The sequence below is a fragment of the Streptomyces sp. WAC05374 genome (genome assembly GCF_004353505.1).
In the GTDB taxonomy this organism is placed as follows: domain Bacteria; phylum Actinomycetota; class Actinomycetes; order Streptomycetales; family Streptomycetaceae; genus Streptomyces.
The window spans coordinates 433,461-445,643 of sequence record NZ_SMNQ01000002.1 but is presented as its reverse complement, the minus strand read 5'-3'; the positions used below and the strand labels follow the sequence as shown (position 1 = coordinate 445,643).

Genomic DNA, 12,183 nt, shown 5'->3' with positions numbered 1-12,183 from the left:
GTGCCCGTACGCGCGCGGAGGACCCATCAGGGGGGAAGTCATATGCATACATTCGGACCGCGGTGCTCCAGAACGGCCGGGCGGCTGTCCGCCGCGACCCTGCTGGCCACGGCCCTGCTGGCGACGGCCGTTCCGGCCGGCCCGGCCGCGGCCGCCGAACTCGCGCCGCGCGTCGACCTGACGGTGCTGGTCGTCGACGACGGCGGCGGCGCGGTCGGGGCGATCACCTCCGAACTGAAGGGCTCCGGCGTCCCGTACCGCACCGTCCGCCTCGCCGACCCGGCCCGCCCGGTCATCGACGCCGCGTTCCTCGCCGACACGGTGGACGGCCGGCCCCGCGCCAAGTACCAGGGCGTGGTGCTCCCGGACGAGGCGCCCTCGGGCCTGGCGGCGGCGGAGCGGGCCGCCCTCACCGCGTACGAGCAGAAGTACGCCGTCCCCCAGGTCGACGCCTACACCTGGGCGCACCCGGGCGTGGGCCTCGACTACACCAGCGACGGCGGGCGTTCCGGCGTCATGGACGGGGTGCGCACCGACGTCACCGCCGCCGGGAAGGCCGGCCCCTTCGGCTACCTCGACGGGCCGCTCACCTTCGAGGACAACGCCCCGGACATCGCCGAGAGTTACGGGTACGCCGGCCGGCCCCGCGAGGGCTACACCAGCTACCTGGATCTCCCCACCGACGACGGCGGGCGCGCCAGCCTCGTCGGGCAGTACGCCCACGACGGCCGGCGCGAACTGGTCGTCACCTTCGCCTACAACCAGCACCAGCGGCAGTTCCGCGCGCTGGCCCGCGGCATCGTGGAGTGGCTCACCCAGGGCGTCCACCTCGGCCGCAGCCGCAACTACTTCTCCGTCCACGTCGACGACGTCTTCGCCCCCGACGCCCGCTGGGACACCGAACGCAACTGCACCCCCGGTGACCTCGACTGCGTCGGCGGCGACGGCGAGGGCACCCGCCCCATCCGGATGACCGCCGCCGACGCCGAGTACGCCGCCCAGTGGCAGCGCACGGCCGGCTTCACCCTCGACATGGTCTACAACGCGGGCTCCGGCGAGGAGTGGAAGGCCGAGCACGGCGGCAGCGACCCGCTCACCGCCCGGCTGGTCGCCGACCGCGCCCAGTACCGCTGGATCAACCACACCTACACGCACCCGTTCCTCGGCTGCGTCCAGGACACCTCCACCGTCCCGTGGAGCTGCGCCAAGGACGCCTACGGCAACACCCGTTACATGAGCCGCGCCGAGATCGCCGCCCAGATCCGCGACAACCACACCTGGGCCGTGAACCGGGGCATCGCCGTCGACCGCACCGAGCTGGTCACCGGCGAGCACTCCGGCCTCAGGACGCTCCCGCAGCAGCCCGCCGACAACCCCAACCTCGCCGGCGCCCTCTCCGACACCGGCGTGCGCTGGATCGCCAGCGACAACTCCCGTGAGCCCCGGCAGCGCCCCGTCGGCCCCGCGCGGACCGTCCCGCGCCACCCGATGAACGTGTACTACAACGTCGGCACCGCCGCCGAGATGACCGACGAGTACAACTGGATCTACACGTCCAAGGAGGACGGCGGCAGCGGCGTCTGCGAGACCGACCCCGCCTCCACCTGCCTCGACGAGCCGCTCGACGTGAACACCGGGTACGCCTCGTACATCGTGCCGCAGGAGGCCCGCATCGCCCTCGGCCACGTCATCGCCAACGACCCCCGGCCGCACTACGTCCACCAGTCCAACCTCGCCGAGGACCGGCTGCTGTACCCGGTGCTGGACAAGGTCCTCGCCGACTACCGGGCGCTGTTCGCCGACAACACCCCGCTCGTCACCCCCCGCCAGCGCGACACCGGCACGGAACTGGCCCGGCGCGCCGCCTGGGACCAGGCCCTCGCGGAGGGCAGGGTCACCGCGTACCGCATCGGCAGCACCGTCACCGTCAAGGCGCCGGCCGGGGTGACCGCCCCCGTCACCGCTCCCGAGGGCACACGCAAGCAGCAGCTCCTCGGGTCGACGGCGTTCGGCACCCCGTACGCCGGAGCGCGCTCCGCCTGGACCGCGCCGGAGGCCCTCCAGTCGGCGGTCACCCTCACGCTGCCGCCCGCCTGACCAGCTCACTTCCGGGGGGAATCCGATGCCTGCCACAGGCCGTCATGTCACCATGCTCACCGAGGGCACCTACCCGCACGTCCACGGCGGCGTCAGCACCTGGTGCGACCAGCTCGTGCGGGGCATGCCCGAGGTGGACTTCCACGTCCTGGCGCTGACCGGCAGCGGCCGCGAACCGGTCACCTGGGAGCTGCCGCCCAACCTCTACCGGCACACCTCCTTCCCGCTGTGGGGCCCGGCCCAGGGGCGCGGCCGGCCCCTCATCGGGCGCGAGCGGCGCCGCTTCACCGACACCTACGAGCGCTTCCTGCTGTCGATCCTCGACCCGTCCGCCGGGTGCGACTTCGGCGAGGGCCTGTACGCGCTGGCCCTCCTGGCCCGGCGCGGCAGGCTCTCGGCGGCGCTCCGCTCCGAGTCGGTCCTGCGGTCACTGATGTGGATATGGACCATGCCGCACCTGACGACGGCAGCCGCCCGCCCCACCGTCCACGACGCCCTGACCGCCACCGACCTGCTCGAACACGCGCTGCGTCCGCTCGCCGCCCGCGTCCCCGACGACAGCGTGGCCCACGCCGTCTCCAGCGGCCTGGCCACCCTTCCCGCCCTCGCCGCCCAGCACTTCGACGGCGTACCGTTCCTGCTCACCGAACACGGCATCTACCTGCGCGAGCGCTACCTCGGCTACCGCAGCGCGGCCCAGCGCTGGCCGGTCAAGGCCCTGATGCTCGGCTTCTACCGGGAGCTCAACAGCCTCGGCTACCGCAAGGCCGACCTCATCACCCCCTGCAACCAGTACAACCGCCGCTGGGAGGAGCGCGGCGGCGCCCCTACCGACCGCATCCGCACCGTCTACAACGGCGTCGACCCGCACGCCTTCCCGCTGGCCGGCCCCGAACCCGACGTGCCCACCCTGAGCTGGTGCGGCCGCGTCGACCCCATCAAGGACCTGGAGACGCTTATCCGGGCGTACGCCATCGCCCGCGCCGAACTCCCGGCACTGCGGCTGCGGTTGTTCGGCCCCGTGCCCGCCGGCAACGAGGACTACCGCACCAAGCTGGAGAAGATCGCCGCCGACCTCGGGGTCGGCGACGGCATCAGCTACGAGGGCCGGATCTCCGACGTGGCGAGCGCCTACGCGGCGGGCAGCCTGGTCATGCTCTCCTCGATCAGCGAAGGGTTCCCCTTCTCGCTGATCGAGGCCATGTCGTGCGGCCGGGCCACCGTGTCCACGGACGTCGGCGGGGTACGGGAGGCCGTCGGCGACACCGGGCTCGTGGTGCCGCCCCGCGAACCGGCCGTCATGGCGGAGGCCGTGCTGTCCCTGCTGCGCGACGACGCGCGCCGCGCCGAACTGGGCCGCCGGGCCCGGCAGCGGGTCATCGACCAGTTCACCCTGCACCGCTCCGTGGACGGCTTCCGCCGCATCTACCTGGAACTGGCCGGGGCGCCGGAGCCCCGGCGGATCGACGCCGACGACTGGACCCTCCAGCTCCGCATCACCGACCCCTGGCGCGACCTGGTCACCGAGGACGACCTCGTCGGCGAGGAGGCGGCCTGATGAGCGGCTCCCTGTGGCTGACGGAGGGGTCGGCCGGCCGCGACACCCTGCCCGCGATCCCCCGCCCGCGGCCGAGCTGGGCCGCGCCCGACCCCATCGACGAACTGACCACCCGGCTGGAGGACGTGATAGCGGCGGCCGTCCACCCCGACGAGATAGCCGCCATCCTCGAGTCCGACGGCATGACGGACGACCACATACGGCTCACCTACGGCCGGGAGAACTCCTTCGCCCTCGCCGAGGACCTCTACGCGCGCGTGGAGCGGCGTTTCCCCGAACCGGACGGGCCGCCCACCGACCCCTGGCACACCGGCATCGGCGGCTGCCTGCTGCGCGGTCTGGTCTTCGCCCTCCCCGGCCTCGCCTACGTCCTCGGCGCGCCCCTCCTGGAGGGCCCGCCCAGCGTGTTCGGGCTGCCCGCCGGCACGGTTCCGCTGCTCGCCGGCGCGGTCACCGGCTGGGTGTGGAACCAGGCCCTGTCCCACCGCGCCTACTCGTGGCTGGGCCTGGGCGACCGCCGGGCCGCCGCCCGCACCCTGCGGCGCGGAGCCCCGGCGGGCGCCCTGCTCGGCACGGTGGTGGCGTTCGCGGCGGGCGGGCCGGGGGAGTGGGGCGGCGCCGTGTTCGCGGCGGGCCAGGCGGTGTACCTGGGGGCCGCGACCGTACTGCTGGTCCTGGACCGGGAGCGGGCGCTGCTGGGGGCGCTCGCGCCGCTGGTCGCCGGCACGCCCGCCGCGTTCTGGCTCGGGCTGCCCGACCCGGCCCGGGCGGCCCTGCTGGGCACCTCCCTGGCCCTGGCGGTGGCCCTGGCCGGGCGGGAGCTGCTGCCCGGGGCGGAACCCGCCGGGGAGCGGGGCAAGGCCGCGCCCCGGGTCGCCGCCTCCGTGCCGTACGGGCTGTTCGGCCTCGGCACCGGCGGGCTCGTCCTGTACGCCGCGATCGGCGACGTCGTGGCCGAGGGCGCCGGGGCGCAGGCGTCCGGGGCGTCGGTGGCCGGGCCGACCGCCGTGGCGCTCACCCTGTCCATGGGTCCCGCGGAGTGGCTGCTGCACCGGTTCCGCAGCGAGAGCCTCGCGGGCCTGCGGGCCGCCACCAGCGCGCGCGCCTTCCGCCGCGCCACGGCCGGCACCCTGACGCTGTGCCTGACCGTCTACCTCGCGGTGCTGCTCGCCCTCGCGGTGACCGGCACGCTGCTGTGGCCGGGCGCCCCGGACATCGGCGGAATCCGGCTCGCGTCCCTGCTCCTGATCGGTACGGTGCTGTGGGCGGCCCTGCTGCTGCAGTCGTTCGGGGCGGCGCTCAGCGCGGCGGTGGTGTGCGGGGCGGCGACCGCGGCGCAGACGGTGGCACTGGCTACGGGGGCGGGCGACCCGCGGCTGGTGGGCGCCGGGATCGCCGGGGCCGCCGCCGTGGTGCTGGCCGTGCTGGGCGCCGTCCTCCTCGGGCGGGCGACCGCGCACCGTACGTGAACACAGTGAGGAAGCGCACGTGGACCTGCTGGTGCCCTACTACGAGCACCCCACTCAACGCCCCGCCGAATGGGACGCGATCATCTCCTCGGCCCCGCTGCTGTACGGGGTCGTGCTCAACCCCGCGAGCGGCGCGGGCCGGGCGCCGGACCCGGCGTTCGTGACCGTGGCGGACCGGCTGCGGGCGGCCGGGGTGTGCGTCCTCGGCTACACCGACACCGACTACGGCCGCCGCCCGCACGCCGACGTCCTCACGGACCTGGTCCGCCACCGCGACTGGTACGGGGCCGACGGCGCGTTCCTCGACCAGGTGCCCACGGAACCGGGGGCCGTCGAGCACTATCGGCGCCTGGGCGTCGCCGCCCGCGCTGCCGGGGCCGCGACCGTCGTCCTCAACCACGGGGCCCAGCCCCACCCCTCGTACGCCGAACTGGCCGAGCTGCTCGTCACCTTCGAGGGCCCCTGGGACACCTACCGGGCCATGGACCTGCCGGTCGCCGACCACTACTGCCATCTGGTCTACGCGGCCCCGGCCGACGCCCGGGTCACCACCCGCGTCCGGTGCGCGGTCCCCGGCGCCGGGGCCCACCCGTGGGGGACCCTGCCGCACGCCCTGGAGTCCCGGTGACCCGCCGCCTGCCCCTGCTGCTCGGCGCCCTGGTGCTGCTGCTGGCCGGCTGCGCGGGCCCGTCCGGCGACGACCCCGGCCCCCGGGAGGGCCGCTGGCAGCCCCGGCCCGGGCAGGCGTGGCAGTGGCAGCTCAGCGGCCGCCTCGACGCGACCGTGGACGTGCCCGTGTACGACATCGACGGCTTCGACCACCCCGCGTCGGTCGTCGCCGACCTGCACCGGCGGGACCGCAGGGTGATCTGCTACCTGTCCACCGGGGCGTGGGAGGACTGGCGCCCGGACGCCCGGAAGTTCCCGAGGGCCCTGCTCGGCCGGGGCAACGGCTGGAAGGGCGAGCGGTGGCTGGACATCCGCCGTACCGACGTCCTGGAACCGCTGATGGCCGCCCGCCTGGACATGTGCCGCGACAAGGGGTTCGACGCGGTCGAGCCCGACAACATGGACGGCTACGCCAACCGCACCGGCTTCCCCCTGACGGCGGCCGACCAGCTCCGGTACAACCGCCTGATCGCGCGCCTCGCGCACGAGCGCGGCCTGGCCGTGGGCCTCAAGAACGACCTCGACCAGATCCCCGAGCTGCTGGACGACTTCGACTTCGCGGTGAACGAGCAGTGCGCGGAGTACGACGAGTGCTCCGCCCTCCGCCCGTTCATCGCGGCGGGCAAGGCGGTCTACCACGTCGAGTACGAGCTCCCGACGCGGGAGTTCTGCCCGGAGGCGAAGCGGCTGCGGATGAGCTCGATACGGAAGCGGTACGAGCTGGACGCCTGGCGCGCCCCCTGCTGATGTCCCCCGGGCAGGCTCCCTGGACGGGCTCCCTGGACGGGCTCCCTAGGCGGGACTCACGTTCTCCGCCTGCGGGCCCTTCGGTCCCTGCGTCACGTCGAACTGGACCTTCTGGCCCTCCTGGAGCTCGCGGTACCCGGATGCGTTGATGGCCGAGTAGTGCACGAACACGTCGGGGCCGCCGCCGTCCTGCTCGATGAACCCGAAGCCCTTCTCGGGGTTGAACCACTTCACGGTGCCAGTAGCCATGCTGATCTATCTCCTTCTTCCTTCACCCAGCGACTACCGGGCCCGGGGGCTTTTCAAACGCCCATCAGCCGAAGGTCAGCACGACCAGTGCCGCCGTGGCCGCCGTCTCCTCCACCGCCCCGAAGACGTCGCCCGTCACCCCGCCGAAACGGCGCACGCACCGGCCCAGCAGCCACTGCGCCGCCGCGAGGGCCACCCCGGCCGCCAGGGCGTGCCGCAGCGCGCCGTACGGGCCGCCCAGCGCGGCGCCCGCCCCGGCCGCGGCCACCAGGACCAGGACGGTCACCGCCAGCGCCCACCGCACCGGTACGGTGCCCGCCACCACCGCGCCCAGCCCCTCGGGGCGGGCGGCCGGGACGGAGGCGCGGGAGGCGAGGGTGAGCGCGAGGCGGGCGACCGTGCCGGTGACGGCGGCGCCGGCCATGCCGTAGGCCCAGCCCCCGGCCGCGTACAGCTCGTGCAGCGCGGCCACCTGGGCGAGCAGCGCGAACAGCAGCGTGACGACCCCGAACGGGCCGATGTCCGACTGCTTCATGATCCGCAGCGCGTCCTCGGCGGGCCTGCCGCTGCCCAGTCCGTCCGCCGTGTCCGCCAGCCCGTCCAGGTGCAGGCCCCGGGTCAGCACGGCGGGTACCGAGGCGGAGGCCACCGCGGCGAGCAGCGGGCCCGCGCCGAGCAGCCAGAACAGGCCCCCGGCGGCCGCCGCGGCGAGGCCCACCACCAGGCCGGCGAGCGGCGCCCACAGCATGCCCGCGCGGGCCGCCTCCCGGTCCCAGCGGGTGACCCGCACGGGCAGGACGGTCAGGGTGCCGAAGGCGAAACGTATGCCGTCGGCGCTCGCGCGGGCGCCGGTACGGGTGCGGGAAATGGTCACCGCGCGCAGGGTAGTCGGTAGCACGCACGAACCTGGAGCGGGTGGCATGGGGCACTGGTGGTACCGCAACATCGTCGAGCCGGGGAAGCTCCCGCTGCTCGTCGCCCTCGCCTCCTTCGTGTGCACCTTCCTGATCACCCGCACCATCACCCGGCTGATCCGGGCGGGCAAGGGGCCCTTCCGCAACGTCCGGCCCGGCGGGTTGCACATCCACCACGTGGTGCCCGGTGTCGTCCTCACCCTGATCGGTGGTTTCGGCGGGGTGGCGGCGGGACGGCACGAGGCCGGGGCCATCGTCTGCGCGCTGCTGCTGGGGATGGGCGCGGGGCTGGTGCTCGACGAGTTCGCGCTGATCCTCCACCTCGACGACGTGTACTGGACCGAGCAGGGCCGCCAGAGCGTGGAGGTCGTGGTCCTCACCACCGCGCTGCTCATGCTGGTCCTCGGCGGGTTCTCCCCGCTGGGCGTCGACGAGGTCACCCCGGAGGAGCGGCAGGGCCGGGGCAGCTTCATCCTCAGCCTGGTCGGCAACTTCCTCTTCGTGCTGGTCGCGCTGTTCAAGGGCAAGTTCCGGATGGCGATCCTCGGCCTGTTCCTGACGCCCGTCGCCGTCTTCGGGGCGGTGCGGCTGGCCCGGCCCGGCTCCCTGTGGGCCCGCCGCTTCTACCGCAACCGGCCGAGGGCCCGCGCCAGGGCCGGGCTGCGGGCCTTCCACCACGACCGGCGCTGGGACCGGGCCAGGCGCCGCTTTCAGGACCTGATCGCCGGGGCCCCCGACCGCGTACTGCCCCTGCGCCATCCCCCGGACGACCGCCCGCCGTCCGGCGAGCTTCCGTCCGCCGAGCCGCCGTCCGACGGCCGGCCGCCGGACGAGCGCCCGCGCTGACGCCACGAGGCCACCGCGCACACCACCAGCACGGCCGCGATCGCCGCCAGGTGCTCCTTGCCCGCGAGGTTGCACTTCACCAGCACCTCGATGACCATCGCCACGACCACCAGGCCGCCCGTCACCCACGCCCGCCGCTGCCAGCAGACGTACACCGCGAGCCCCACCACCGCCGCCGACGGGCCGGTGTCCACGACCCGTGCGTCGGAGGCGGGCAGCCCCAGCCCCAGCGGGGCGTCCGGGCCGAGCGCGATGCCGAGCCGCGCGTACATCGTCCCGGCCAGCGTCGCCGCGTACGCGATCAGCAGCGTCCGGGGCCGGCCGAGGCAGATCTCCGCGATCCCGAACACGAGCAGGATCTGCGCCAGCGCCCCCCACACCGGCAGGTCGAGCGCCGGGACGAACAGCGACAGCGGCGTGCGCAGCAGGGCCGTCCACCACGGGTCCTCGGCCCGTACGGAGCCGATGTTCTGGACCACCCCGTACCCCCAGGGCTGGTTCTGCACGACCTGGAAGACGGCCGTCAGGCACACCGCCCCCAGCGTCATGGCGACCGCCCGCCACCCGCGGTCCGCCAGGGCCGTGCGCACAGCCGTGTACAGCGCCCCCCACTCGCGGCGCGCGAACCGTCTCAACGCCGTCTGCCTTCCAGGCGCCGGTGCGTCCACCGGGGCAGGCCGGGCGTCTCCAGGAAGCCTTCCGCGCGGCCCGCGGCCAGGCCGATGCGCAGCAGGTCGGCACTCTTCTCGAAGAGCATGAATCGCGGCTCCCAGATCGGTCGGTACTTGGCGTTGGCGCGGTACAGCGACTCGATCTGCCACCAGCGGGAGAAGAAGCTCAGCAGGGAGCGCCACAGTCGCAGCACGGGACCGGCCCCGAGCTTCGCGCCACGTTCGAAGACCGACCTGAACATGGCGAAGTTGAGTGAGACCTGAGTGATCCCGATCTCTCCGGAGCCCCGGAGGAGCTCGATGACCATGAACTCCACCAGGCCGTTCTCGGCGTCCGGGGCACGCCGCATCAGGTCCAGCGACAGGCCCGCGGGCCCCCACGGCACGAACGACAGCAGGGCGCGCGGCTCGCCGTCGGCGTCCGAGCACTCCAGCATCACGCACCGTCCGTCGGCCGGGTCGCCGAGCCGCCCCAGCGCCATCGAGAAGCCCCGCTCGGTGGCGCCGTCGCGCCAGTCGTCGGCCAGCCGCAGCAGCGCGGCCATCTCGCCGGCCGGGATGTCCTCGTGGCGCCGCACGCGCACCCGGTACCCGGCGCGCCGCACCCGGTTGTACGCCTGGCGCACGGTGCGCATCGCCCGCCCGTCGAGGGTGAACTCGTCCGTGTCGACGATGGCCTCGTCGCCCAGCTCCAGCGCGTCCATGCCGTGCCGGGCGTAGACGGTGCCCGCCTCCTCGCTCGCGCCCATGACGGCCGGCACCCAGCCGTGCTCGCGCGCCTCGGCCAGCCACGGCTCGATCGCGCCCGGCCACGCCTCCGGGTCGCCGATCGGGTCGCCGGAGGCGAGCGAGACGCCGCCCACCACGCGGTAGGCGACCGCCGCCTTGCGGGTGGGCGACCAGACGACGCTCTTGTCGCGGCGCAGCGCGAAGTAGCCGAGCGAGTCCCGCTCACCGTGCCGGTCCAGCAGTTCCCGCAGCTCCCGCTCGTCGCGCTCGTCCAGCGGGTCGACGGCCCGGCGGGAGCGGAAGGCCGCGTACAGGACGGCGATCAGCAGGAGCGCCGCCATGATGTTGATGACCACGTCGACCCAGGTGGGTGTGCGGATGCCGGGGGCCGTGTCGGTGGCGAGCGTCACCAGGCGCAGGACGCCGTACCGCCAGCGTTCCGGGAAGGTGGAGGGGGAGGTGTCGGTCGCGGTGACGAGCAGGGCGGCGATCAGCGAGGTGACCAGCAGCCCGCCGACGGCCACGGCGGTGGCCAGCACGGGGTTGGAGCGGTCGCCCTTGGCGTAGAACTCCCGGCGGCCCAGCAGCAGCGCCAGCACGAGACCGGCGCTCAGCACCAGGGAGACCCAGTTCTGCGCGTGCCCGCGGATCTCGGGGACGGCCATGGCGAGGGCGAGCAGCAGCAGGAACAGTCCGGCGAGGACGAGGTTGAGGATCCACGCGGCGCGTTTGCGGCGGCGCATGGTGATCGCCAGGAAGAGCGCGAACGCGCCGGAGGCGAAGCCGGCGGTGAGCAGGTACGGCGTGACGTGGTCGTCCGTGTTGTGCCGCCGCAGGTCCTGGCCGAAGGAGACCCACACGGCGCCCAGGAAGTTCAGGAACGCGGCGATCCGCAGGTACCAGACGGCGAACGCGGCGCCGCGCCGTGAGCGGACGGTGCCGCCGGGGGTTTCGTCGGAGGACCGGTCATCTCCCATGCAACGGGAGCATAAAGGGCATCACGTGACATGGCCGGTCCAACGGGAACGGCCGCCGGCCCGTGCGGGGCGGCGGCCGTAACGGCGGGTGTCAGCGCTCTTCCGGCCCCGGGTCGGCCCGGTCGTCCACCGGGTCGGCCCGGTCGTCCACCGGCTCCGCCTTGTCGTGCGCCGGGTCGGCCTTGTCGTGCGCGGGGTGGGCCGGCTTCTCCGGCTTCTCCGGCAGCTCGGCCGCGAACGCCGCTGCTGCCTGGACCAGCGGGAGGGCCAGCAGCGCCCCGGTGCCTTCCCCCACGGTGACGCCGTGGTCGAGCAGCGGGTTGAGCGCCATCCGGTCCAGCGCCTTGGACTGCGCCGGCTCGCCGCTCACCTGGCCCGCCAGCCACCAGTCCGGCGCCCGGAACGCGGCGCGCTGTGCCACCAGGGCGCACGCCGCCGACACCACCCCGTCCAGGATCACGGGCATCCGCCGTACCGCGCTCTGCAGCAGGAACCCGGTCGTCGCCGCCAGGTCCGCCCCGCCGACCGCCCCCAGCAGTTCGAGCTGGTCGCCCAGGACCGGCCGGGCGCGGCGCAGCGCGTCACGCACGGCCGCGCACTTGCGCATCCAGGCCAGGTCGTCGATCCCGGCACCGCCCCGGCCGGTGACCACCGAGGCGTCCGTGCCGCACAGGGCGGCGATCAGCGTGGCGGCGGCCGTGGTGCCGCCCACGCTGAGGTCGCCGAGCACGACCAGGTCGGTGCCCGAGTCGGCCTCCTCGTCGGCGACGGCCATCCCGAGGCGCACCGCCCGCTCCGTCTCCTCCGGGGTCAGCGCGTCCTCGACGTCGATGCGACCGCTGCCGCGCCGCACCCGGTGGCGCGCCACGTCGGCGGGCAGCAGCCCGGGGTCGCAGTCCACCCCGGCGTCGACGACCCGTACCGGAACGTTCATCCGCCGTGCCAGCACCGCCACCGGGCTCGTCCCGTCCAGCACGCCGCGCACCAGCCCGTACGTGCCGCCGGCGGGCCGGCCGGACACGTCCAGCTCCGCCACCCCGTGGTCGCCGGCGAACAGCACCACGCGCGGCCGCTCGACGGGCCGCACCGGGACGGCCCCCTGGGCGGCGGCCAGCCATTCGCCCAGCTCGTCCAGCCGGCCGAGCGCCCCGGGCGCCACGGCGAGGCGCTCCCGGCGTTCCTCGGCGTCACGCCGCGTACCGCTGTCGGGGCGCTCGATCAGATCGGAGAAGTCGTCGAGATTCAGCCTGCTCATTC

General features: G+C 74.5%; 10 protein-coding genes and 1 pseudogene. 6 read left to right on the top strand and 5 right to left on the bottom strand.

Going from position 1 to position 12,183, the window contains the following annotated elements; genetic code table 11:
• Positions 1-42: 42 nt before the first annotated feature.
• From E2B92_RS07025 to E2B92_RS07005, 5 genes are read left to right on the top strand one after another with little or no spacing between them, the layout of a single operon-like run.
• Positions 43-2,097 (top strand): hypothetical protein, encoded by a 2,055-nt coding sequence (locus tag E2B92_RS07025; protein ID WP_235023717.1) that lies wholly within the window; start codon positions 43-45, stop codon positions 2,095-2,097.
• A gap of 25 nt (positions 2,098-2,122) precedes the next feature.
• Entirely contained in the window at positions 2,123-3,655 is a 1,533-nt protein-coding gene (pelF, locus tag E2B92_RS07020; protein WP_126882937.1) for a GT4 family glycosyltransferase PelF, read from the top strand.
• Positions 3,655-5,124 (top strand): hypothetical protein, encoded by a 1,470-nt coding sequence (locus tag E2B92_RS07015; protein ID WP_126882938.1) that lies wholly within the window; start codon positions 3,655-3,657, stop codon positions 5,122-5,124. Before pelF ends, E2B92_RS07015 begins: the two co-directional genes overlap by 1 nt.
• A 19-nt stretch (positions 5,125-5,143) precedes the next feature.
• Positions 5,144-5,752, top strand: coding sequence for a spherulation-specific family 4 protein (locus E2B92_RS07010; RefSeq protein ID WP_126882939.1), 609 nt, complete (start codon positions 5,144-5,146; stop codon positions 5,750-5,752).
• Positions 5,749-6,540, top strand: coding sequence for an endo alpha-1,4 polygalactosaminidase (locus E2B92_RS07005; protein WP_126882940.1), 792 nt, complete (start codon positions 5,749-5,751; stop codon positions 6,538-6,540). The genes E2B92_RS07010 and E2B92_RS07005 overlap by 4 nt, the downstream gene beginning before the upstream one ends.
• A gap of 45 nt (positions 6,541-6,585) precedes the next feature.
• Here the strand turns inward: E2B92_RS07005 and E2B92_RS07000 are convergent, their stop codons facing one another.
• The gene (locus E2B92_RS07000) at positions 6,586-6,789 is read right to left on the bottom strand and encodes a cold-shock protein (RefSeq protein WP_126882941.1); all 204 of its coding nucleotides are present in this window, start codon (positions 6,787-6,789) and stop codon (positions 6,586-6,588) included.
• Between the two features lie 64 nt (positions 6,790-6,853).
• Positions 6,854-7,711 (bottom strand): adenosylcobinamide-GDP ribazoletransferase, encoded by an 858-nt coding sequence (locus E2B92_RS06995; protein WP_399430670.1) that lies wholly within the window; start codon positions 7,709-7,711, stop codon positions 6,854-6,856.
• Here E2B92_RS06995 and E2B92_RS33325 point away from each other — a divergent pair.
• A pseudogene (locus E2B92_RS33325) lies at positions 7,710-8,477 on the top strand (hypothetical protein); the annotation flags it as partial. The gene E2B92_RS06995 and the pseudogene E2B92_RS33325 overlap by 2 nt on opposite strands.
• Here the strand turns inward: E2B92_RS33325 and E2B92_RS32915 are convergent.
• From E2B92_RS32915 to cobT, 3 genes are all read right to left on the bottom strand, one after another.
• Entirely contained in the window at positions 8,414-9,184 is a 771-nt protein-coding gene (locus E2B92_RS32915) for a hypothetical protein (protein WP_235023715.1), read from the bottom strand. The pseudogene E2B92_RS33325 and the gene E2B92_RS32915 overlap by 64 nt on opposite strands.
• The gene (locus tag E2B92_RS06980; RefSeq protein WP_126882944.1) at positions 9,181-10,926 is read right to left on the bottom strand and encodes a phosphatidylglycerol lysyltransferase domain-containing protein; all 1,746 of its coding nucleotides are present in this window, start codon (positions 10,924-10,926) and stop codon (positions 9,181-9,183) included. Before E2B92_RS06980 ends, E2B92_RS32915 begins: the two co-directional genes overlap by 4 nt.
• Positions 10,927-11,017: 91 nt before the next feature.
• Positions 11,018-12,181, bottom strand: coding sequence for a nicotinate-nucleotide--dimethylbenzimidazole phosphoribosyltransferase (gene cobT / locus E2B92_RS06975; RefSeq protein ID WP_126882945.1), 1,164 nt, complete (start codon positions 12,179-12,181; stop codon positions 11,018-11,020).
• Positions 12,182-12,183: the final 2 nt, after the last annotated feature.

What these genes read in the sequence shown, in the direction of transcription:
- E2B92_RS07025 (WP_235023717.1), top strand. Translation starts at nt 43, where the DNA reads ATGCATACATTCGGACCGCGGTGCTCCAGAACGGCCGGGCGGCTGTCC.
- pelF (WP_126882937.1), top strand. Translation starts at nt 2,123, where the DNA reads ATGCCTGCCACAGGCCGTCATGTCACCATGCTCACCGAGGGCACCTAC.
- E2B92_RS07015 (WP_126882938.1), top strand. Translation starts at nt 3,655, where the DNA reads ATGAGCGGCTCCCTGTGGCTGACGGAGGGGTCGGCCGGCCGCGACACC.
- E2B92_RS07000 (WP_126882941.1), bottom strand. Translation starts at nt 6,789, where the DNA reads ATGGCTACTGGCACCGTGAAGTGGTTCAACCCCGAGAAGGGCTTCGGG.
- E2B92_RS06995 (WP_399430670.1), bottom strand. Translation starts at nt 7,711, where the DNA reads ATGCCACCCGCTCCAGGTTCGTGCGTGCTACCGACTACCCTGCGCGCG.
- E2B92_RS06980 (WP_126882944.1), bottom strand. Translation starts at nt 10,926, where the DNA reads ATGGGAGATGACCGGTCCTCCGACGAAACCCCCGGCGGCACCGTCCGC.
- cobT (WP_126882945.1), bottom strand. Translation starts at nt 12,181, where the DNA reads ATGAGCAGGCTGAATCTCGACGACTTCTCCGATCTGATCGAGCGCCCC.